Raw genomic sequence first — 19,922 nt, 5'->3', positions numbered from 1 at the left:
TGTGCCGGCCGTCGCTTGACTTGAGCCTTCAAAACCGCCGATGCTGACCCGATGAAAGATCCAAGTTTCAGCGTCGGCGTTGAAGAAGAGTACCTGCTGGTCGACAGATCCACCCGAAAGCTGGCGAGTTCCCCGCCTAAGGAACTCTTCTCTGCCTGCGAAAGCGCCCTTGAGGGACGGGTCAGTCCGGAATTCCTGCAGTGCCAGATCGAAGTCGGAACGCCGGTCTGCCTGACATTTTCCGAAGTGCGTGCGGAGCTTGCCTATTTTCGCAAGACCGTCGCCAGGGAAGCGGCCGCGCATGATTTTGCGCCGATTGCCGCCTCCACGCACCCCTTTGCGGAATGGACCGACCAGCCGCATACCGACAAGGAACGATACAACCAGATTGCCCGGACGATGCAGGTCGTTGCCAGAAGAATGCTGATCTGCGGCATGCATGTTCACGTCGGCATCGAAGACGAGGAACTGCGTGTCGATCTCTTCAATCAGCTCGCCTATTTCCTGCCGCATCTTCTGGCGCTGAGCACATCGTCGCCTTTCTGGCGCGGGCGGAACACGGGACTGAAGTCCTATCGCCTTGCCGTTTTCAACGAAATGCCCCGCACCGGATTGCCCCCGCGATTCGAAAGTCATCACGAATACCGGCACATCGTCGACATCCTGAGCAGCGCCGGTGTCCTGGAGGACGCCACGAAAATCTGGTGGGACCTCCGGCCCTCCGACAGGTTCCCCACGCTTGAACTGCGCGTGACGGATGTCTGCCCCCGGCTCGATGACGCGGTCGCGATCGCTGCGCTCTACCGCTGCCTGTGCCGGATGCTCTACAGGCTCAGGCGGGCCAACCAGAGCTGGCGCCCCTATTCCCGGTTCCTGCTCGCGGAAAACCGCTGGCAGGCGCAGCGGTATGGAACCGAGGCGAGCCTGATCGATTTCGGCCGCAACGAAACCGCGCCCTTCGTGAACCTTGTCGAGGAACTGATCGAATTGGTCAGGCCGGACGCAGTCTTCTTCGGGTGCGAGGCGGAGGTCGAGCATATCCGGACCATTGCGCTGGAAGGCACGTCCGCCGACAAGCAGCTGCAGATTGCCGGCGATATTCCCGATGACGGGCTCATCGCCCCGGACAAACTCGACAGGATCGTCGACCACCTGATCGCGGAAACGCTGGCAGACCTGTAATCGTCGCCACGCCTAAGCCGTCTTTTTCGCCGATCCGGGGGGAGACCCATGCGCTCTTGCGTGAAAGTGGCTCCGCTCGCCGGTCAGCACAAAGGCAAATTCGTCGATTTCCGAAATGACCGCGTCGGCCGATCGGGAGAGGCCCGATTTCGGCCGCATTGCGCGCTGCGCGTCGACCATTGCCTTTCTGGCCCGCGCCAGTGCTTCCAGGAGAAGGTCCCGGTCGAAGTCCCTCGGTCCCTTCGATCTCCGTTCTGCTGCCATGTCTCACCCCACATTTAATGTTCCTGTTTTGTTCTTATAATTTCCGAATTTTTCCTGTCAATTTGCGTTTCTGACAAGGGAAGTGTCGTTTCACGTGCTGCCCCCGGCCGTCAAATCGGATAATGCTCGGCAAATCAAAGACTAGGGTATGGACCCAAAAATGAAACCGATTTGGCGGCAGAAATGGCAAAATCTCGCGAGGAAGCGTGCGCAGAGCGGGCTTTTTGCCCGGTCAAGCGCGGTGACGCTGCGAGGTAAAGCCATTTTGCCGTCCTTCGGATTTGGCCGTTTTGGCCATCTGCAGCGTCGCGAAAGGCTTGAAAATGAAGCACATTTCCTGCGCTTCCGCTCCTTGCAGCTGGTCAAAACGATCCAAACCAAATTGACTTCATTTATGGGTCCATACCCCAGAAGTCCCGGCACGTCGGTTTGCCAGGGGGAAGCGCAAAGGGTGATTTCGTGAAACACGGTGGTGACTTGTCGCTCGCGGTTGAACGTTTTGGCGGAAAAGCGGATGACTGGCTGGATCTGTCGACGGGGATAAACCCGTATAGCTACCCGTTTGCGCAAGCGCTCCCGGCCACCGCCTGGACCGCGCTGCCGAACCGCGTCGCGGAGGAACAACTGCTCGCCGCGGCGCGGCGTGCCTACCAGGTTCCGGATCATCTCGGGCTCGTCGCCGCGCCCGGCACACAGATCCTGCTTTCCCTCTTGCCGTCACTGCTTCCCGATGGACCCGCGGCCCTGGCAGGACCGACCTATTCGAGCCACAAGGAGGTCTGGCAAAGGGACGGCAGAGACCCGCTCGAACTGTCCAGCGTCTACGCGCTGCCTGCGGAAGCCAGAATTGTCGTTTTGGTCAATCCGAACAATCCGGACGGTCAGTTGATCGATGTGAAGAGCCTTCTGGAGATTGCCCGGATCCTGACCGAACGAGGCGGTTTCCTGGTTCTGGACGAAGCCTTTGCCGACGTCATGCCCGGAGCCAGTGTCCTACCGCATGTCAGTGATCAGAACATTGTCGTGCTGAGATCATTCGGCAAGTTCTTCGGCCTCGCGGGCCTGCGGCTCGGTTTCCTGGCCGGTCCGCAGGAGACCGTCGACCGGGTCAGTGCCCGCCTGGAAAGCTGGAGCGTCAGCGGGCCGGCCCTGGAAATCGGGGCGACGGCCCTCCGGGACCAGGAGTGGCAGGAGAAGACGGCACGCCGCCTTGCCGATGAAATGGCGGATCTGACGATCACCCTGTCGGAACATCAGTTGAGTGTCTTCGGCGGCACTCCCCTGTTTGCACTGGCGGGCCTCCGCAAGGCGCACGCGCTGCATGAAGCTCTGGCAAGGCGGCATATCTGGACACGGATCTTCGATTATGCGCCGACATGGATCCGCTTCGGTCTGCCGGGCGGCCCGGAGAACCTGCAGCGGCTGTCCGATGCCCTTTCGGAAGCGCGCAACGAGCTGTGATCGCCAACTCCGCGCGGGACAGACGGGAAAGCCGGTTTCCCTTTCCCGGGAATTGTTCTAGCTAAGCGAAATGCTGATCTACGAGAATGCGCTTTGGTTGCTCCTCGCCGCGATCCTGCTTGATGCGGTCGCCGGCGATCCGGACTGGCTCTGGCGCCGCCTGCCGCATCCGGTTGTCTGGATCGGCAAGGTGATCACGTTCTTCGACAGGAGGATGAACCGTCCGTCGCTGAATTCCAGTCAGCGAAAGCGCGCGGGAACGCTCCTGCTTGCCGTTCTTGTTGTCGGTGGACTGGCCCTGGGAGCGATCCTCCAGTCTCTGCTTGCGCGCGTTCCCTTCGGTGCAGTGCTGACAGTCATCATCGCCGCCGTCTTCATCGCGCAGAACAGCCTCTATCGTCACGTTGCCGCGGTCCGCGACGCGCTTGAAAGCGGCGGGCTGAAAGCGGGCCGCAAAGCCGTCGCCATGATCGTCGGCCGTGACCCGGTACAGCTCGACGAAGCCGGCGTTTCCCGGGCGGCGATCGAATCCTGCGCCGAGAACTTTTCCGATGGCGTGGTGGCTCCCGTCTTCTGGTTTGCCCTTCTCGGCCTGCCCGGCCTTCTCGCCTACAAGGCCGTGAACACCGCCGACAGCATGATCGGGCACAAGAACGAAACCTATCAGGACTTCGGCTGGGCCTCGGCGCGGTTCGACGACCTCATCAACCTGCCCGCTTCCCGGCTGTCGGGACTTTTCATCGCACTTGCCGCACCCCTCGCGCACGGCTCTCCTGGCAAGAGCCTTGCCTGCATCTTCAAGGATGCGCGAAAGCACAGATCACCCAACGCCGGGTGGCCGGAAGCGGCAATGGCGGGTGCGCTCGATATCGCCCTGGCCGGTCCGCGCGTCTATCCGGGTTACAAGGTCGACGATCCCTACATGAACACCACCGGGCGCAGACAGGCGACCGCGAACGACATCGACCGGGCGGTCTTCGTCATGATAGGCGCATGTGCCGTTGAGGCACTTTTGGTCCTGTTTTTTGCGGTTGTTGTGCGTTAGCCGCCGATGCCGTCTCGAAGCGCCAGAGAGCTGCCTCCTCCGGCAATCTCAAAGATTGCGTCGACATCCAAAACGCTTTCCAGATGGCGCGCCAGGTCATCCAGGATGCGGTCGATGCTCCTGCCGTAGGCCAGGTCGGATGATGCTCCGAGCGCGGTCAGATAGGCGGAGCGGAACTTGTCGCTGGTGAAAAGGCCATGGACATAGGTTCCGCAAACCCGTCCATCCTCCGACACCGCACCATCCATGGAGCCGTTTTTCAACTGCATCATCGGGCGGTCGCAATCGGGACCCGCCGTGCGGCCGATATGGATTTCGTAACCGGAAAACGCCGCGCCACTGGCAAGGTGCGTTCCTTCTGCATAGACAGTCGATTTCTCGGCCGTGAGAACGGTTTCGACATCCAGAAATCCGAGACCTTCGACGGTTCCCGGCGGTCCCTCGATGCCGTCGGGATCGGAAATCGTCTTTCCCAGCATCTGATAGCCGCCGCAAATCCCGAGGATCTGGCCACCGCGACGATGGTGCGCCTTCAGATCGATGTCCCACCCCTGCCCGCGTAAAAAGGCCAGGTCTCCAACCGTCGACTTCGAACCGGGAAGAAGGACGATATCGGCATCGCCCGGCAAGGGTTCGCCCGGCTGAACCAGTGCAAGTGACACGCCGGGTTCGAGCCGCAACGGATCGAGATCATCGAAATTGGCAATCCGGGAAATGACGGGAACAGCGATCTTGAGGCTGCCCTGCCCAAACCCGTCTTCGAGGCCGAGCGCATCTTCCGCCGGCAGTTTTCCCGCGTCCGCAAACCACGGCACAACGCCAAGACCCCGCCACCCGGTCCTTGCCGCGATCTCGTGCATACCCTCGTCGAATAGGCTGGGATCCCCCCGAAAGCGGTTGATGAAAAAGCCCTTGATGCGGTTCTGTTCTTCCAGCTCAAGAACCGCGTACGTGCCGACGACGGATGCGATCACGCCGCCCCTGTCGATATCCGCGCACAGGATCACGGGCAGGCCGGCTGCTTCCGCAAACCCCATATTGGCGATGTCGCCGGATCTGAGGTTGATCTCGGCCGGGCTGCCGGCGCCTTCGACCAGAACCAGATCCGTTCCTGATGCAATGGTTGAAAAACTCTCCAGAACCTTTGGTAAAAGTGTATTCTTCTGCTTTCCATACTCACGTGCGCGCATGGTGTCGAAGCGTTTGCCCTGGACGATGATCTGCGCACCGGTGTCGGTCTCCGGTTTCAGGAGGACCGGGTTCATGTGAACCGAAGACGGTGCCCGGCAGCCGAGCGCCTGCAGCGCCTGCGCACGGCCGATTTCGCCGCCGTCATCCGTAACGGCTGCATTGTTCGACATGTTCTGCGGTTTGAACGGGCGAACGGTCAGCCCCCGGTTGGCAAAGAGCCGGCACAGGCCTGCCACAATGAGGCTCTTGCCGACATTCGAGCCGGTTCCCTGGATCATCAACGCGGGTGTTTTCGGCTCCCAATCCGACCGCGTCATGGGCTCGGATCACCTTCAACCGGCGCGGCCCCATAGGGTCTGAATTCTGCCGGCACCGGCAGGTTCGCGAGGCGAAGTTCAAGCAGCAGCCTTATGGACGGCCGCACGGCGAACAGGAAAGACCCGATCAGAAACAACCATGTCCCGGAAAAAACGAGCTTGGGATAAAAGAAGAAGATGCTGCCGACGATAAAGGTCAGCGCGGCCAGAAACTCGACCACGGTCCGGTAGAGTTCGTATTTGCGAACCAGTTCGGCATGATGGGGTGACGCTGAGCGCAGACCGTCATCAAAGATCTTGCCCATTGGGTCCAATCCTTCCCTGTTGCGTGTGCGCACCAAATCTCACGACTAGAACTCGATACCTTCCTGTGGCTTCACGCCGGACCGGAACGGGTGCTTTACCTGGGTCATGTCGGTGACGAGATCGGCGATCTCGATGAGTTCGTCCTTTGCGTTGCGGCCGGTTACGACGACATGAACGTCATCGGGTTTTTCGTTTTTCAGGAATTCGACCACCTTGGCGATATCGATGTAGTCGTAGCGCAGCACGATGTTGAGTTCATCGCAGAGGATCAGGCGGTAGTCACCGGAGGTGATCATGTCCTTGGCAGCTTCCCAAGCCTGCTCCGCCGCATCGATATCGCGCTGGCGGTCCTGCGTTTCCCAGGTGAACCCCTCGCCCATGCGCTTGATCGTCACCAGATCGGAAAAGCGCTCCAGCGCCATGCGCTCACCGGTTTCGATCCGGCCTTTCACGAACTGGACGACACCCACCTTGTGGCCGTGGCCGAGCGAGCGGAAGACCATGCCGAAACCGGCGGTCGACTTTCCCTTGCCCTTGCCCGTGTGAACGATCAGCAGCCCTTTCTCGATGGTCTTGGTCGCCATGATCTTGTCACGCGCGGCCTTTTTCTTGCGCATCTTCTCCGCGTGACGGGCATTCAGTTCGTCTTCGGTCAGCTCGGGCTTTTCGCTTTCGGCAGTCACGGCTTGGGTGTCCCTTCAAAACTCGTCTTAAGGTCGTTCAGCACAGCATGGGTCGAATTGCGCCTCGGCGTCCAGAGGTCGCGGTCAATCGCGTCCAGAAAACGGGACAGCATGTCCGCGTAACCGGCGGGGTTGGCATCCTTCAGAAAGTCGCGGACCTCCGGGTCGTCGATATAGGCATCGAAGAGCTGGTCGAAATGATGGTCACCCACAGCCGTCGTCGTGGCGGAAAACGCGAACAGGTAGTCAAGCGTCGCAACCATCTCGAAAGCGCCCTTGTAACCGTGGCGCATCACGCCGCGTATCCACTTGGGGTTGGCGGCACGTCCGCGCACGACCCGGCCGATCTCTTCCGAAAGTGTCCTGACGACCGGGCGTTCGGTCCGGGAATGATCGTTGTGGAACACTTTCGGGGCTGCGCCCTTGAGCGTTTCAACGGTCGCAGCAAGACCGCCCTCGAACTGGTAGTAGTCGTCGCTGTCCAGGAGATCGTGCTCGCGGTTGTCCTGGTTGTGCAGAACCGCGTCGACAGACGTGAGACGCGTCGTTAGCTCCTCCTTCGCGCCCGCTCCGGACGCACCGCCGCCATAGGCGTATCCGCCCCAGCCGAGGAACGTCTCCGCGAAGTCCGAGCGTTCCTGCCAAAGCCCTTCATCAATCAGCGCCTGAAGCCCGGCCCCGTAAGCGCCCGGCTTTGAACCAAAAACGCGAAAACCGGCGCGGCGCTCTGCCTCGTCCGATCCGAAGCCTTCCGCCCTGAGGCTGAGTGCGTCCGCTTTCATGCGTGTGGCGATCGGGTTCGCCTCGTCCGGCTCCTGCAACGCCCCCACGGCGCGCACCGCGCTGTCGAACAGATCCATCTGGTGCGGAAACGCATCGCGGAAAAAGCCCGACACGCGCAATGTCACATCTATACGCGGACGCCCCAGGTCCGACAGTTTCAGGATTTCAAAACCGGTCACCCTGCCCGACGCCTGCTCCCAGACCGGCCTTGCCCCGATGAGCGCCAGGGCCTGGGCAATATCATCTCCGCCCGTGCGCATGTTGGCCGTACCCCAGCAGGTCAGGACCAGGGATGTCGGCCATTCGCCTTCTTCCTGAAAGTAGCGGTCGGCGACAAGGGCGGCCGATTGCCAGCCGAGCCGCCAGGCCGTCTCGGTCGGCACCGCACGGACATCGACCGAGTAGAAGTTCTTTCCGGTCGGCAGCACGTCCGGACGCCCGCGCGAAGGCGCGCCGGACGGCCCCGGTTCCACGAACCGGCCATCGAGTGCTTTCAGAACCGACGCTGTTTCCGAGGGACCCGACGCCAGGACGGACGGCCGCAGCGTTGTTTCGATCTCGTCGAGCACTGCGCCGGTTTCAGACCACTCGCTTTCGGGGGTGCATTTTCCTGCGACAAGATCCCGGGACAAAAGTTCCAGTCTTTCAACGGTGTCACCATTCGATCGCCAGGGCGCGCCGGTGATCGACAAAAGCGCCTCGGGTCTCGCGCCGGACCAGGCTTGCGCGAAGTCGCAGTCGAGCGGGTCAAACTCATCCAGGTCCAGATCCCGTGCGAGTGCTCTTTGCAGGCTCTGCTGACGGGGTTCCGGGCCGCGCGGCACACGCGCAAGCGCACAAAGCAGGTCGACAAGCTGATCGCCGTCCGGACTTTGGCCCAGAATGTGGAGACCATCGCGGATCTGCAGTTCCTTCAGATCGCAAAGATGCGCATCGAGACGGGCGAGCCGCGTTTCCTCGTCCATCTTGTCGTCGAGGCCGATGTCCCTGTCGAGGCCATGACGCACCGCCACATCGAGAATGTCACGCGTCAGAACCTTCAGGCGGCGTGGATCGACACCGCTGGCGAGATAGTATTCGTCCAGCAGCGTTTCCAGTTCCTCAGCAACGCCGTGACTTTCGGCCCGTGTCAAGGATGGTGTCAGATGATCGACGATGACGGCGGATGTCCGGCGTTTTGCCTGCGCGCCTTCGCCGGGATCGTTGACGATAAAGGGGTAAACATTGGGAAGCGGACCGAGAACGGCTTCGGGGAAACAGTTTTGCGACAAGGCAAGCGCCTTGCCAGGCAACCATTCAAGATTACCATGTTTGCCGAGATGCACGACGGCATCGGCACCGAAGCACTGCCGTATCCAGATGTAGAATGCGAAATAGTGGTGCGGCGGGACCAGATCCGGATCGTGATAGGTCTCCTTGGGATCGATGTTGTAACCCCGCGCCGGCTGAATTCCGACGATCTGATTACCGAACCGGTGCAGCGCAAGCCGGAACTTTCCGTCGACCACATGCGGGTCGCATTCCGGTGTCCCCCAACGATCCGATACGGCAGTCCTTAAGTCCGCCGGCAACGCGCCGTAAGCCCGCTGATAGTCAAAGAGCGAGAGTTCTTCGTAAGTCTGCCGGTCCGCGCGTCCTTGCAGCGCGTTGGTCACGCCGGACGTGAGCAGCTTCATCAGCGCTGCCGGCGTTTCAGGTGCATCTCCCGTCTCAAACCCTTCTGCGTCCATCGCGGCCAGAAGCGCGGTGCAGGATGCGGGCGTATCGAGGCCGACGCCATTGGCAAGCCGGCCGTCCTTGTTCGGATAATTCGCGAGGATCAGCGCCGTCTTCTTTTCAGCCGCGGGCTTCCGGCCGAGTGCCGCCCAGTTCGCGGCCAGGCCCGCGACGAAGCCGACCCTGTCGGAAACAGGCGTGAACCGCACCGGGGTCGATTGCGTGGCCTCATCGAAAACGCCTTCCTCCTTGAAGGAAACCGCACGCGTCAGAATGCGCCCGTCGATCTCCGGCAGGACGACATGCATGGCCAGATCCCGGATGGACAGGCCCTGGTCGCTTTCCTCCCAGCCTTCCTTCGAGGACGAGGAAAACACCACCTGAAGCACGGGTTTGCCTATCCTGTCGAGCGGTGTCGGCTGATGCGCGCGTCCCGCCTTGGACACCGCAAAGGCGGTCCCGTTCAGAACGACATCCGGCTGCGCCCCGTCAAACAGGCTTTCCAGGATCGCGACGGATTCGGCTTCCTTCAAACTGGAAACGAAGACCGGCAGGGCATTGATACCGGCCTGATCGAGCGCCTCGACAAGCGCATCGACCGGCGCGGTCTGCGCACCCTGAATGAGTGCCCGGTAGAAGGTGATGGCAGCGACGGGCCGAGGCGCGTCGGGCCAGACTGCCTTCCAGGCCCGAAGATCCGACTCCGTCTGCCCCTTGAAGTAGATCCCGGCGCGCGGGAGTGGAACCGGATGCGCCGGTTCGTCGGCGAGGCCAAGCAGAAAGGCGGCATACCGCAACGCGTTTGCGTAGTTCTGTGAACCACCTTCGACGCAGTAGCGCCAGAACCTGTGAACCTCTTCGGCGGCGCGCGTCGAATGGGACGTCAGTTGCTCATCCCACTTGTCGTCGCCCGGAATGACGATCAGCTCACTGCCGTTCGCCCGGATCTCTTCGCCGATACGTTCAAGACCGTAGCGCCAATATTCGACACCGCCCAGGATACGCAGGATCACGAGCTTCGATCCCCTAACCGTCTGTTCGGCGTAGAGATCGATCGAATAGGGATGCGACAGGGCCATCAGGTTGGCGAGACGCAGGCTCGCGCGGCCTGCCCCAAGTGCGGCGTGAGAGGACGCGAAACCGCCAAGCTCTGTGTCCGCTGCCGAAAGGAAAACGATATCGGCGGGCGATTGCCCGAGGTCGACGGCATCACCACCGTCGTCAATCCGTCGCGTCTGACTGGCCAGAATGTGCATGCGGGCGTGTCTTCTTCCTGGGGCGCGCTGGGCGGTATGGCTATTTCGAATTTGCTGACATCAGGTGCCGCAGCACATTCAGGCGGCGGCCTTCACGCTGCCGAAAAGCGCGCGGACGGCATCAAGGTCAAATCCTTTCAGGCCGATCACCACCAGTCTTCCGGAGCTCTCCGCCCCGGCGGCGAACCAGGTCTCCACCCTGGGGCCAACCGCCTGAACCATGGCAGGTGCCGGCTTGCCTTCGATCCGGACGGCCCCCTTGATGCGCAGCACACCTTTGAGAGCCATGCCTTCCAGCACCCTTTCCTCGACGGATTTCAAGCTCTGGAACGCAGGAACATCGAGAACGTGGCTTTCGAAATCATCGTGGTGATGGTGATCGTGGTGGTGGTCGTGATGATGGTCGTCGTCGTGATGATGGTCGTCGTCGTGATGGTGGTCATCATCGTCATGGTGATGATGGTGGTGTTCGTGGCGCGCCGCCATGTCGTCTTCGGCCGCAGACTGGCGGCCGAGCAGAACCTCGATCGGCAAGGTGCCCTTTTCGGAGGAGACGATGTGAACCGCGGACCGTACGTCCGCCTGGATCTTGTCCTCGACGGATTTCAGCGCGTCGCCCGAAACAAGATCGGCCTTGTTCAAGACAACCAGATCCGCGCAGCGCAACTGGTCCTGAAACAGTTCTTCGACCGGGCTTTCGTGATCCAGCGCGTCATCGGCGGCACGTTGCGCCTCAAGCGCATCCTCGTCCAGCGCGATCCGGCCTTCGGCAAGGGCAGCGGCATCCAGGACCGTGACAACGCCGTCGACGGTCACCTTCGTCTTGACGCTCGGCCAGGAAAACGCGCGCACAAGCGGCTGTGGCAACGCCAGCCCGGATGTCTCGATGACGATGTGCTCCGGCGGCGTTTCGCGGGCAAGCAGCATTTCCATCGTCGGCAGGAAGTCGTCGGCGACCGTGCAGCAGATGCAGCCATTGGTGAGTTCCACGACCTCTTCCGCCGCGCAGTCCGGATCTGCGCAGCCATTCACCAGAGATCCGTCGAATCCCATGTCTCCGAATTCATTGACGATCAGGGCAATCTTGCGGCCGTTGGCGTTCTGCAGAAGATTCCGGATCAGCGTCGTCTTTCCGGCTCCCAGAAACCCGGTCACGATCGTTGCCGGTATCTTCTGTCCCTTCTGCGGGCTCATCGTGTTCATAGTGCAATGTCCATGTGCGGGTTGGGTTTCAAAAGCACGGGCAGTCCGGCGGCGACAAAAACCACCTGGCTGCAGGCTTGAGCAATATCCTGGTTGAGACGCCCCTGCGCATCCCGAAACGACCTGGAAAGACGGTTGTCCGGCACGATCCCCATGCCGACCTCGTTCGACACGAAGACACAGGCGGACGCAAGCTCCGAAACAGCGTCGCAGAGCTTTGCCGTCTCGGCGGCAATATCCTTTTCGGCAAAGGTCAGGTTGGAGAGCCAGAGCGTGAGGCAGTCGACAAGCACGACCCGGCCGGGCCTGCATTCACGCGCAAGGACGCCAGCCAGGTCCAGCTGTTCCTCGATCGTCTGCCAATCGTCGCCGCGCTGATGCTGATGAGCGGCGATACGGTCGGCCATCTCGGCATCGAAAGCTGCGCCAGTGGCGACATAGATCTTTTGCAGGCCGGAGCGCACCGCGAGCCGTTCGGCGAACGTGCTTTTGCCGGAACGCGCGCCCCCAAGGACAAGTGTGGACCGGGGCCCTGTTCGTTCAATCACCACAATCTCCCGGCCGTCCACCCGACAGCTGCAAGGGTTAGTCTCCCGACGGCCGGTCTCCTGGCTCACGGCTGGTGGCCTCATGCACCCCTTCCCGGTCCGCCGGACCAGTGGCTCATGTGCAATCGCTCGCCGTTTACAGTTGCGGGGGCAGCTCCGGATTGGCGCAGGGCACTTGCACCGGATTCCCGTTTCATCCGGTCCGGGCCAAGCCCGTTCCGGAACCGTCGGAATCCTTCCTAAACGCATATTCGGCAATTGACAAGCGCGGGAAACCCACCGCGAAGGCGACGGCACGCCGAAGATCGGCGCAGACTCATGACCCTTTCCTCGCGGCGCCGAAGGATTCCCACGACGCCCGGAGCCTTGGGACGTTGCTGTTTCGCGATTTGAGAAATCCGTCTAGACATCTGTTTTTCTTGACGTTCTCCACACGGAGCACAAAAAAATGACGGCTGAATGAAAAAAACGCGCGCTGGGGCTTGGCAAACGGATCAAGCCTTTGATATACGCTTGCCCATCGACGGGGCGGTCGCGAACCGGTCCTAACGTGGTGATCCCCAGTAGCTCAGTTGGTAGAGCAAGCGACTGTTAATCGCTGGGTCGCTGGTTCGAGTCCGGCCTGGGGAGCCATTACCACTCTTCTTTCATGTGACAATTCAAGACGTAGTGTGTGAGCGCTTTAGCGTGCGCGGTTACCGGCGCATGAGTGACTTTGCGCGCAATCCGGCACACATGCCGGCCGGTTCAGCCACTCCGCTCAGGCTTCCGGCACCCATTCGCTCAACGTGCCCGTTTGAGTAACACCAGGCAGTAACTCGTAATATTTACCAAGACATTCTACGAAAGAAATTGGATACAATTCAGACAATTTCTTTACGTTTTATCTTTTCAGTACATTCCTCAGGGTATTTTACTGGAACTGCACTTCCCTTTCCAAAATCCATGAGTTAGCGTCCGGCTATATGCAACTTTTGATTTAGTTTTGACGCAGGCACATATGGCGAAGATCGTGGTGGAGACTGCTGAGACCAAGAAGAAGGTCTCAGAGGCGTTGAGAGAAAACGACTTTCAGCGCGCCGTCGAACACTACAGGGAAAACTCGGTGTCCGGTCCGCTGTTCGGCGCGATCCTGAACGGCGACGCCAAGGGAGCCGATCACCGGCTTCTTCTCCAGATCAATCCAAGCAACGACGAACAGGGCTCGGGCGGGTTCGTGATCGGGTTCATGGAACTGGCTGAAGCCGTTCATGATGCTCTGCGCTACGACACTCAGGCACGCACCTTGTTCGACGGCCCTGGCCGCAGTGACGATGATGAAGATGATGCCGGTATGGGGTTTTCGGAAGCAAAAGCGGAATTCGGTAACCAGGATCCGGTCTCGTTCATGGAACGGAAACGCGGGGAAACGAAAGCGCTTGCCGATGCGCTCGAAGCTGCTGCGCTCAAGCTGCGCGAAGACGTTCCGAAGTACGAAGCGTGGCTCCGGAAAAAGAAGCGTGAAGACGATTGAAAGCAGCGCGGGCGCTCGGTTGCATCGCCGCGTCGTTGCCGACGCAGGGCGTCAGGTTCGGCCGCGGCTTGCAGGACGGCACCCAGACGTTCACGCACATGGTCTTCAAACGTGCTGCCGCCGCATCGTGCGAATCCGTTTCTTGAATGGATTTCTGAGCGGACCACGGGACGCATCGCCAGAAGATTCGCAAACATCATAATCCTGACCGGAAGGCATGGGGTTTAATCATCCCGGCACGAGGTCTCTTGCCGCGGATACGTGGTCGTCACCGAACCGTTGCATTCATCGCAATACGGCGATGTGCCGTCGGGTCTGTGTCAACGTTTCGAGGCATGGGACCGGTCAAGCAGTTCTACGGAGACCGATCATGAAATTCCCGACCTTCGCGACCGGCATGCTGCTGATCGCAACGCCGCTCGCCGCCCATGATGTACCGGACCAGCAAACCCATGGCGTCGTGCCAATACCGGACTATGCGCAACCCTACGGCAAGGCTTCGGCCAGATCGGCTCGTCTGGCGGCAGCCGCGCTGCTGGCACATTTCGACGACGGCGAGACCGCGAGGTTCGTCTTCGAGTTCGACGCGGACACTCGGACGACCTGGTCAAACCTTCCCGCCGCCATGGTCGAACGGGCCGGCATCCCGGTCGGCGAAATGGACGCAGAGCAGCGTTCGTCCCTGTTCGACTTTCTTGCGTCGGCACTCAGCAAGGACGGCTATGAACGAGTCGCGGAAATCATGGCGGCGGAAGCCTTTCTGAGCCGCGACGCGCGCGCAGATCGTTTTCAATGGTCTCCGGAAAATTACTGGTTTGCGATTTACGGCACGCCTTCGTCGGAGGCCCCATGGGCATGGCAATTCGGCGGCCATCACCTCGGCCTCAACCTCTCCATTGACGGCGACACGGTCAAATCGCTTTCCCCTTCCTTTGTCGGCACCGAGCCATCGATCTTCACGCTCGACGGGACCGCCTATGAAGTCGGCTTCGACATGCACCAGGCAGGTTTCGCGGTATTCGACGCACTCGATGAAGATCAACGAACCATTGCCGATGCGGGAGCGGTGCCGGACAACGTGCTGACCGGCCCCGGCAAAGACGGCGTTGTGCCACCGGTCGCCGGGCTTGCGGCATCCGCGATGTCGGCGGTCCAGAGGGATCTTCTGGAAACCACCATTCACCAATGGGTTTCGATACTGCCGGCCGAGGATGCGGAACGGCGGATGAATGAACTTGCTGCCGAACTGGACGAGATCTCGTTTGCCTGGACCGGCAGCGATGAGGTCAACACGCCGACCTACATGCGCATCCAGGGGCCGAGCCTGATCATCGAACTTCTGTCGACAGGCTGGAATGTCGGCGGCAACGCGTCCGGCGCCGGGCATTACCACACCATGTACCGCAATCCGAAATCCGACTACGGGCGCTAGCAAGACCGAATTCGGCGAGGAATAGATCGATGGAAAGCAAACCTGTTTCGAGGCTCGAGATGTCGCTGCACTGGACGATCGCGGCCGGAATCGTCGGACTGATCGGCCTCGGGCTTTTCATGTCCGAGACACGCAGCTTTTCTCTTTACGACATTCACAAGTCGATCGGGTTGCTGCTGTTCATGATCATTGCCGTGCGGGTGGTTGTGCGCCTGAACAAGGGCTGGCCGGAAAGCATAAGTGACGGGCCGGCCTGGGAACACGTTGTCGCGCGTTTCGTACACTGGGCGCTGATCCTGGGAACCGTCATCATGCCTCTGTCTGGATTGCTGGACGCACTCATGAGCGGCCAGGGCCTCAGTATTTTCGCTCTCGAGCTCGTGGCCGGCAATCCGGGCGAGAATGGCCGGCCGCAAGCCCTCAACGAGGGATTGGCGGAAATGGCTGAAGAGGTGCACCACTACACCGGCTATGCACTGATCGCCGCGATCGTCCTGCACGTGGCCGGTGCCCTGAAGCATCATCTCGTTGACGGGGACAACACGCTCAGGCGGATGGTGGGACGATCCTGAAGCCATGCGATCAGATGACATCGGACGCCCCAAACGGCGCGCCACTCGGCCGCAAGACTTATGGCGAATTCGCAGGCTTTCCGCCGAGCCAGACCCGCTCGACGGTAAAGTCCGCTCCAAACAGAACCATGTCGGCAGCGCGGTCCGGGCGCAGGCGACCGACAGGAAGTCCGATCACATCGGCGGGGTAACTCGTTGCCATCTTCAGCGCCGTGTGCCTGTCGACACCGACACTCTCACAAAGGAAGCGCATCGACGCCGGAAGATCGATGTCAGCGCCTGCCAGTGTCCCGTCGGCGAGGCACAGCATGCCGTTTTTCCGAAAAATCTTGCGCCCTCCCAGAGTGAATGAGCTCACATCCGTGCCGGTCTGTGACATGGCATCGGTCACCAGAAAAATCCGTCCGGGGCCGCGCTTCGATTTCATCGCAACACGGACCGCCACGGGGTCGACGTGGATGCCATCCGCAATCAACCCGGCGCTTAGGTTGCCGAGGTCGAGCGCCGCGCCGACAAGCCCCGGTTCGCGATGCTGCAACGGGCTCATGGCGTTGAACAGATGGGTCACGCAGGCTGCTCCGGCGTCCACTGCCAATTGGCAGGCTTCGTAACCGGCACCCGTGTGACCGAGGCTGACATGGACGCCGCCATTTCCGAGGCGCGCAATCTGATCAGGCGTGACCGTTTCCGGCGCGATCGTGATCATAAGGCTGGGCAACTGCCCGGCCGCTTCAAGATAAAGCGTCAGATCTTCTTCCGTTATCGGCCTTATGAGACCGGCGTCATGCGCCCCTTTGCGGTTCGCCGACAAGTGAGGGCCTTCCAGGTGCAGACCCTTGAAGGCCGGGACACCCTTTGCGGCGGCCTCTATGCCGAGCGCAACGATCCTGCGTGTTGTCTCGGGTGTGTCCGTGATCAGCGTCGGCGTCATCGCGGTGGTCCCGAGCGGCACATGCGCGGCGCAGATCGCGGCCAGATCGTCCAGAGACCGGGCGTCTCCGAGCATGACCCCGCCGCCGCCATTGACCTGAAGATCGACAAGTCCGGGCGACAGCAGCCCCCTACCCAAATCCTCCACGGGGAATGCGTCCGGTATCTCGGAGACGGACACAAGACCCGCAATGGCCCGATCGGTAACGAGAACCGCAGCATTCTCGTGGATCGCGTCACCGTCGAAGACCCGCTGCGCGGTGTAGGCCACCCTCTCCGTCATACCGTCTGCGTCACCTTCTTCAGGTGCCGCGGAACATCGGGATTGAACCCCCGGCGGCGCGCGAACCATTCGATGAAGGCATAAAATGACACGATCTGCGTGATGGCATCGGTCAGAGGGTGCCCGGCGGCCTCAAAATCGAGCCGTTTCGCGTGTTCAAGCTTGTCTGTGGTGCCAAAGACGATCCCGCCCTGAGCCGCCATTCGATCCGCTGTCCGGGCAAGGCCTTCCTCGGCAGCATCCCGCACACCAAGTACAAGAACCGGATATCCGTCTTCGACAATGGAGACCGGACCGTGCAGGACTTCGGCCGAGGAATAGGCCTCTGCATGTATCTGGCAGGTTTCCTTGAATTTCAGCGCCGCTTCGTTGGCAACCGCCAGCCCCGGGCCGCGTCCGACCACATAGAGTGAGCCGCGCTTTTCAATCGGATCCGCCAGGACCGACCAATCCGTTTCAATCGCCTTTTCCAGATGGGCCGGCACAGCGTCAAGGGCGCGGGACAGCTCTGCATCATTGCCGATCTCTGCGAGCAGCAAGAGGCCGGCAATCACGGAATTCACATAAGTCTTCGTCGCCGCAACGCTTTGTTCAGGGCCTGCGCAGATGTCAATCGCCGCGGTGGAAAGACGCGCGAGCGGACTGTCGCCCGTATTCGTGAGACCGATCGCGGTCGCCCCCTGTTTCACGGCCGCCTCGACGACAGACAGAATGTCGGGGCTGGCGCCCGACTGCGAAATCGCTACGACAAGCGCCTTTTCCAGGTGAACCCGTCCGCCGTAGACCGAAGACACGGACGGGCCGAGCGATGCCATCGCGAGGCCAAGATAGATTTCGGAGGCATATTTCAGAAACATGGCAGCATGATCCGAAGACCCGCGCGCCACGCTTGCCAGAAACACGGGCGACCCCGCCTCTTCGGCGATCTTGCGGATGCGCGGGCGCGATACGGACAGCAAACGGCGGACCGCGTCCGGAATTTCCTCGATTTCGCGGCGCATATGCGTCGGGATGTTCGGAGAAGAACTGTCAGACATTGAATTTAGTCTTCCGTAATTTGCAGCTCTGCAATGAAGTCATATGCATCGCCACGGTAGACCGACCGCGTGAATTCCACGACATGGCCGGATGCGTGATAGGAAACGCGTTCGATCTTGAGACCGGCGGAACCGACCGGAACGCCGAGAATGCCGGCATCCGTCTGCTCCAGGCTTCTGGCAGAGATGCGCTGGATCGCGCGCACCGGCTGCATGCCGGACGCGCGCAGTACCGCGTAAAGCGACGTCGAAACCTGTTCCGGGTTGGGCAACACCTTTTCCGACAGCGACGCCCTTTCGATCGCCATCGGCGTGCCGTCCGCTTTCCTGAGACGCTCGACACGGGCAACGCGTTCGCCCGAACTCAGGCCGAGTGTGAACATTTCCTCCGGCGATGCGGGAAACAGGCCTCTCTTCAGCCATTCGCTGCTGGCGTCCATTCCCCTGCGTGCCATGTCCTCGCTGAAGGACGTCAGGCTGGACAGGCGCTGCTCGACCTTTTGCACTTTCGGCGCAACAAAGGACCCGCTTCCCCTCTTCTGGACCACGACCTGATCTTCGACAAGACCGGCCACTGCCTTGCGAACCGTGACCCTGGAAAGTTCGGTTATCGCGGCAATATCCCTTTCGGAGGGCAAAGGCTCGTTTTCCTTCAAAACGCCTTCGTCGATCGCCTGCAGGATACGCCGGCGCAACAACAGGTATCTTGGCCCGCTTGAAGCAGCTAGCCAGTCGCCTTTTTCCAGCATGGAAACGAAGTCTGTCATTGGGCGCGACGCCTTGGTGAAAATAATACCTTTCAGATACCAATTTAAACTCTATCGAAACCTAAAATCAAGTGTTAAAAGAAATTCACCCAACCGCGAGGCACCGTCGGCAGCTGCAGCCGCCTTTATGGTGGACCTGCTTTTCCTTGGCTTGTCTCGGCGAAAAAACGCAAGGGTACGGACCCACAAATGAGACTGAAATGGCAGGCGAAATGGCAAAATCCCGTCAGGAAGGGTGCGCAGAGCGGGCTTCCTGCCCGGTCAAGCACTCTGACGACACGGGGTGAAGCCATTTCCATGTCCTTCGGATTTGACCGGATTGCGCCTCCCCGGCGTCTCGAAAGGCTTGAAAATGAACCACATTTCCCGCGCTTCCGCTCCTTGAGGAGAAGCAATCCGCCTCAAACCATTTCCGCCTCATTTATGAGTCCGTACCCTAGTGTTCGAGTTTCCGGAATATGACCCTGCCGACGACCGAAGACCGTGACCCCCAATCCATTGGCCTGTCGACGAAGCCCGATGAGGAAGTTCTCTCGATCATCCTCCAGAGGCAGCTGGAAGCGCTCGAAGCCACCCGCGATGCTATCCCGCAGATCTGCAGGGCGGCGGCGTGTCTTCATACGGCGGCGGCGTCCGGTGGCAAGATTGGTTATGCAGGTGCCGGGAGTGCCGGCCTCACGGCGCTGACCGACTGCCTTGAATTGCCGGGCACCTTCGGATTTTCCCCGGACCGCATGTGTATTCTCTATGCCGGTGGCGCTGAAAATCTTCTCAATCTCGCCGGTGTGCATGAGGACGACACGCAGGCCGGGCTCAAGGACTTCGGGGAGTCCGGTCTTGGCGCGGGAGATGTCCTGATTGCCGTCTCCGCGAGCGGAACGACGCGCTACACGCTGGGAGCCGTTCAGGCGGCAAACCGTGCAGGCACCGTGACCGTGGGTATTGCCAACAACGCCGACACACCGCTGATGCGCGAGGTTACACACGCCATCTTCCTGAAAACACCGCCCGAAATCATCGCCGGCTCAACGCGGCTCGGTGCTGCGAGCGCGCAAAAAGCGGCTCTCAACATGATGTCGACGCTTGTCGCCCTCAAGCTCGGACACGCCGTGCGGGGCCACATGGTCAACCTGGTAGCGGACAACGACAAGCTTCGACAGCGCGCGCAGCGGATCCTTCAGGATCTGACCGATTGCAGTCCGCAGGACGCGTTGGACGCGCTGACGGAAGCAGATGGCCGGTTGAAGGTCGCGGTCCTGATGCTGTTGAAGGACCTGGATGCCGAAGCCGCCGAAGATGCATTGGCGCGGAACGACGGGAATTTGCGTTCGTTTCTGTAACGCCGGCGCAGGAGACGCGGCGACCAGCAGCGCGACTTTTTGATTTACTGCCCGGCAAATTGGTTGCATATTGGTATCTAATTTGACTTGCAA

18 protein-coding genes, 1 tRNA gene and 1 riboswitch are annotated in these 19,922 nt (G+C 60.7%); of the genes, 9 read left to right on the top strand and 10 right to left on the bottom strand.

Going from position 1 to position 19,922, the window contains the following annotated elements; genetic code table 11:
* Positions 1–51: 51 nt before the first annotated feature.
* Positions 52–1,182, top strand: a complete 1,131-nt coding sequence (locus ACO07N_RS21170) for a carboxylate-amine ligase (protein ID WP_421982924.1) — start codon at positions 52–54, stop codon at positions 1,180–1,182.
* Between the two features lie 12 nt (positions 1,183–1,194).
* Here ACO07N_RS21170 and ACO07N_RS21165 read toward each other — a convergent pair whose 3' ends face one another.
* Complete coding sequence (locus ACO07N_RS21165; RefSeq protein ID WP_421982923.1) at positions 1,195–1,446, bottom strand: hypothetical protein; 252 nt, start codon at positions 1,444–1,446, stop codon at positions 1,195–1,197.
* Between the two features lie 160 nt (positions 1,447–1,606).
* Here ACO07N_RS21165 and ACO07N_RS21160 point away from each other — a divergent pair, with 160 nt between their 5' ends.
* The 3 genes from ACO07N_RS21160 (at position 1,607) to cbiB (ending at position 3,952) form a co-directional block, all read left to right on the top strand.
* Positions 1,607–1,909: a hypothetical protein gene (locus ACO07N_RS21160; RefSeq protein WP_421982922.1), complete on the top strand. Its 303-nt coding sequence runs from the start codon at positions 1,607–1,609 to the stop codon at positions 1,907–1,909.
* Positions 1,906–2,907, top strand: a complete 1,002-nt coding sequence (cobD, locus tag ACO07N_RS21155) for a threonine-phosphate decarboxylase CobD (RefSeq protein ID WP_421982921.1) — start codon at positions 1,906–1,908, stop codon at positions 2,905–2,907. Before ACO07N_RS21160 ends, cobD begins: the two co-directional genes overlap by 4 nt.
* Positions 2,908–2,977: 70 nt before the next feature.
* Positions 2,978–3,952, top strand: coding sequence for an adenosylcobinamide-phosphate synthase CbiB (gene cbiB / locus ACO07N_RS21150; RefSeq protein WP_421982920.1), 975 nt, complete (start codon positions 2,978–2,980; stop codon positions 3,950–3,952).
* Here cbiB and ACO07N_RS21145 read toward each other — a convergent pair.
* The 6 genes from ACO07N_RS21145 to cobU form a co-directional block, all read right to left on the bottom strand.
* Complete coding sequence (locus tag ACO07N_RS21145; RefSeq protein WP_421982919.1) at positions 3,949–5,460, bottom strand: cobyric acid synthase; 1,512 nt, start codon at positions 5,458–5,460, stop codon at positions 3,949–3,951. The genes cbiB and ACO07N_RS21145 overlap by 4 nt on opposite strands.
* Positions 5,457–5,765: a YrhK family protein gene (locus tag ACO07N_RS21140; RefSeq protein WP_421982918.1), complete on the bottom strand. Its 309-nt coding sequence runs from the start codon at positions 5,763–5,765 to the stop codon at positions 5,457–5,459. Before ACO07N_RS21140 ends, ACO07N_RS21145 begins: the two co-directional genes overlap by 4 nt.
* A gap of 45 nt (positions 5,766–5,810) precedes the next feature.
* Entirely contained in the window at positions 5,811–6,449 is a 639-nt protein-coding gene (gene cobO, locus ACO07N_RS21135; RefSeq protein WP_319387332.1) for a cob(I)yrinic acid a,c-diamide adenosyltransferase, read from the bottom strand.
* Positions 6,446–10,204: a cobaltochelatase subunit CobN gene (cobN, locus tag ACO07N_RS21130; protein ID WP_421982917.1), complete on the bottom strand. Its 3,759-nt coding sequence runs from the start codon at positions 10,202–10,204 to the stop codon at positions 6,446–6,448. Before cobN ends, cobO begins: the two co-directional genes overlap by 4 nt.
* A gap of 78 nt (positions 10,205–10,282) precedes the next feature.
* Positions 10,283–11,407, bottom strand: a complete 1,125-nt coding sequence (gene cobW, locus ACO07N_RS21125; protein ID WP_421982916.1) for a cobalamin biosynthesis protein CobW — start codon at positions 11,405–11,407, stop codon at positions 10,283–10,285.
* Positions 11,404–11,955, bottom strand: a complete 552-nt coding sequence (gene cobU, locus ACO07N_RS21120) for a bifunctional adenosylcobinamide kinase/adenosylcobinamide-phosphate guanylyltransferase (RefSeq protein ID WP_421982915.1) — start codon at positions 11,953–11,955, stop codon at positions 11,404–11,406. The genes cobW and cobU overlap by 4 nt, the downstream gene beginning before the upstream one ends.
* 33 nt (positions 11,956–11,988) lie before the next feature.
* A riboswitch (cobalamin riboswitch) is annotated at positions 11,989–12,199 on the bottom strand.
* 313 nt (positions 12,200–12,512) lie between these two features.
* On the opposite strand from cobU, the gene ACO07N_RS21115 reads away from it, so the two are divergent.
* The 4 genes from ACO07N_RS21115 to ACO07N_RS21100 all read left to right on the top strand — a co-directional run bounded on the left by ACO07N_RS21115 (position 12,513) and on the right by ACO07N_RS21100 (position 15,472).
* Positions 12,513–12,588 (top strand) — tRNA-Asn (locus tag ACO07N_RS21115).
* 367 nt (positions 12,589–12,955) lie between these two features.
* Complete coding sequence (locus ACO07N_RS21110) at positions 12,956–13,468, top strand: hypothetical protein (RefSeq protein WP_421982914.1); 513 nt, start codon at positions 12,956–12,958, stop codon at positions 13,466–13,468.
* A 370-nt stretch (positions 13,469–13,838) separates the two neighbouring features.
* Complete coding sequence (locus ACO07N_RS21105; protein ID WP_421982913.1) at positions 13,839–14,900, top strand: DUF3500 domain-containing protein; 1,062 nt, start codon at positions 13,839–13,841, stop codon at positions 14,898–14,900.
* Positions 14,901–14,929: 29 nt separating this feature from the next.
* Positions 14,930–15,472 (top strand): cytochrome b, encoded by a 543-nt coding sequence (locus ACO07N_RS21100; RefSeq protein WP_421982912.1) that lies wholly within the window; start codon positions 14,930–14,932, stop codon positions 15,470–15,472.
* Between the two features lie 58 nt (positions 15,473–15,530).
* Here the strand turns inward: ACO07N_RS21100 and nagA are convergent, their stop codons facing one another.
* From nagA to ACO07N_RS21085, 3 genes are read right to left on the bottom strand one after another with little or no spacing between them, the layout of a single operon-like run.
* The gene (nagA, locus tag ACO07N_RS21095; RefSeq protein WP_421982911.1) at positions 15,531–16,685 is read right to left on the bottom strand and encodes an N-acetylglucosamine-6-phosphate deacetylase; all 1,155 of its coding nucleotides are present in this window, start codon (positions 16,683–16,685) and stop codon (positions 15,531–15,533) included.
* Entirely contained in the window at positions 16,682–17,722 is a 1,041-nt protein-coding gene (locus tag ACO07N_RS21090; RefSeq protein WP_421982910.1) for an SIS domain-containing protein, read from the bottom strand. Before ACO07N_RS21090 ends, nagA begins: the two co-directional genes overlap by 4 nt.
* Positions 17,723–17,727: 5 nt before the next feature.
* Positions 17,728–18,489 carry a GntR family transcriptional regulator gene (locus tag ACO07N_RS21085; protein WP_421982909.1) on the bottom strand — a complete coding sequence of 254 codons (762 nt, stop codon included), beginning with the start codon at positions 18,487–18,489 and terminating at the stop codon, positions 17,728–17,730.
* Between the two features lie 458 nt (positions 18,490–18,947).
* Here ACO07N_RS21085 and ACO07N_RS21080 point away from each other — a divergent pair, with 458 nt between their 5' ends.
* The gene (locus ACO07N_RS21080; protein WP_421982908.1) at positions 18,948–19,829 is read left to right on the top strand and encodes an N-acetylmuramic acid 6-phosphate etherase; all 882 of its coding nucleotides are present in this window, start codon (positions 18,948–18,950) and stop codon (positions 19,827–19,829) included.
* Positions 19,830–19,922 lie beyond the last annotated feature (93 nt).

This window comes from Roseibium sp., from assembly GCF_965229775.1.
Lineage (GTDB): Bacteria > Pseudomonadota > Alphaproteobacteria > Rhizobiales > Stappiaceae > Roseibium.
Note: the sequence above shows the minus strand (reverse complement) of the source record. Positions and strands in the feature narration are given on the sequence as shown.

What these genes read in the sequence shown, in the direction of transcription:
- ACO07N_RS21170 (WP_421982924.1), top strand. Translation starts at nt 52, where the DNA reads ATGAAAGATCCAAGTTTCAGCGTCGGCGTTGAAGAAGAGTACCTGCTG.
- ACO07N_RS21165 (WP_421982923.1), bottom strand. Translation starts at nt 1,446, where the DNA reads ATGGCAGCAGAACGGAGATCGAAGGGACCGAGGGACTTCGACCGGGAC.
- ACO07N_RS21160 (WP_421982922.1), top strand. Translation starts at nt 1,607, where the DNA reads ATGAAACCGATTTGGCGGCAGAAATGGCAAAATCTCGCGAGGAAGCGT.
- cbiB (WP_421982920.1), top strand. Translation starts at nt 2,978, where the DNA reads ATGCTGATCTACGAGAATGCGCTTTGGTTGCTCCTCGCCGCGATCCTG.
- ACO07N_RS21145 (WP_421982919.1), bottom strand. Translation starts at nt 5,460, where the DNA reads ATGACGCGGTCGGATTGGGAGCCGAAAACACCCGCGTTGATGATCCAG.
- ACO07N_RS21140 (WP_421982918.1), bottom strand. Translation starts at nt 5,765, where the DNA reads ATGGGCAAGATCTTTGATGACGGTCTGCGCTCAGCGTCACCCCATCAT.
- cobN (WP_421982917.1), bottom strand. Translation starts at nt 10,204, where the DNA reads ATGCACATTCTGGCCAGTCAGACGCGACGGATTGACGACGGTGGTGAT.
- cobW (WP_421982916.1), bottom strand. Translation starts at nt 11,407, where the DNA reads ATGAACACGATGAGCCCGCAGAAGGGACAGAAGATACCGGCAACGATC.
- ACO07N_RS21110 (WP_421982914.1), top strand. Translation starts at nt 12,956, where the DNA reads ATGGCGAAGATCGTGGTGGAGACTGCTGAGACCAAGAAGAAGGTCTCA.
- ACO07N_RS21105 (WP_421982913.1), top strand. Translation starts at nt 13,839, where the DNA reads ATGAAATTCCCGACCTTCGCGACCGGCATGCTGCTGATCGCAACGCCG.
- ACO07N_RS21100 (WP_421982912.1), top strand. Translation starts at nt 14,930, where the DNA reads ATGGAAAGCAAACCTGTTTCGAGGCTCGAGATGTCGCTGCACTGGACG.
- nagA (WP_421982911.1), bottom strand. Translation starts at nt 16,685, where the DNA reads ATGACGGAGAGGGTGGCCTACACCGCGCAGCGGGTCTTCGACGGTGAC.
- ACO07N_RS21090 (WP_421982910.1), bottom strand. Translation starts at nt 17,722, where the DNA reads ATGTCTGACAGTTCTTCTCCGAACATCCCGACGCATATGCGCCGCGAA.
- ACO07N_RS21085 (WP_421982909.1), bottom strand. Translation starts at nt 18,489, where the DNA reads ATGACAGACTTCGTTTCCATGCTGGAAAAAGGCGACTGGCTAGCTGCT.
- ACO07N_RS21080 (WP_421982908.1), top strand. Translation starts at nt 18,948, where the DNA reads ATGACCCTGCCGACGACCGAAGACCGTGACCCCCAATCCATTGGCCTG.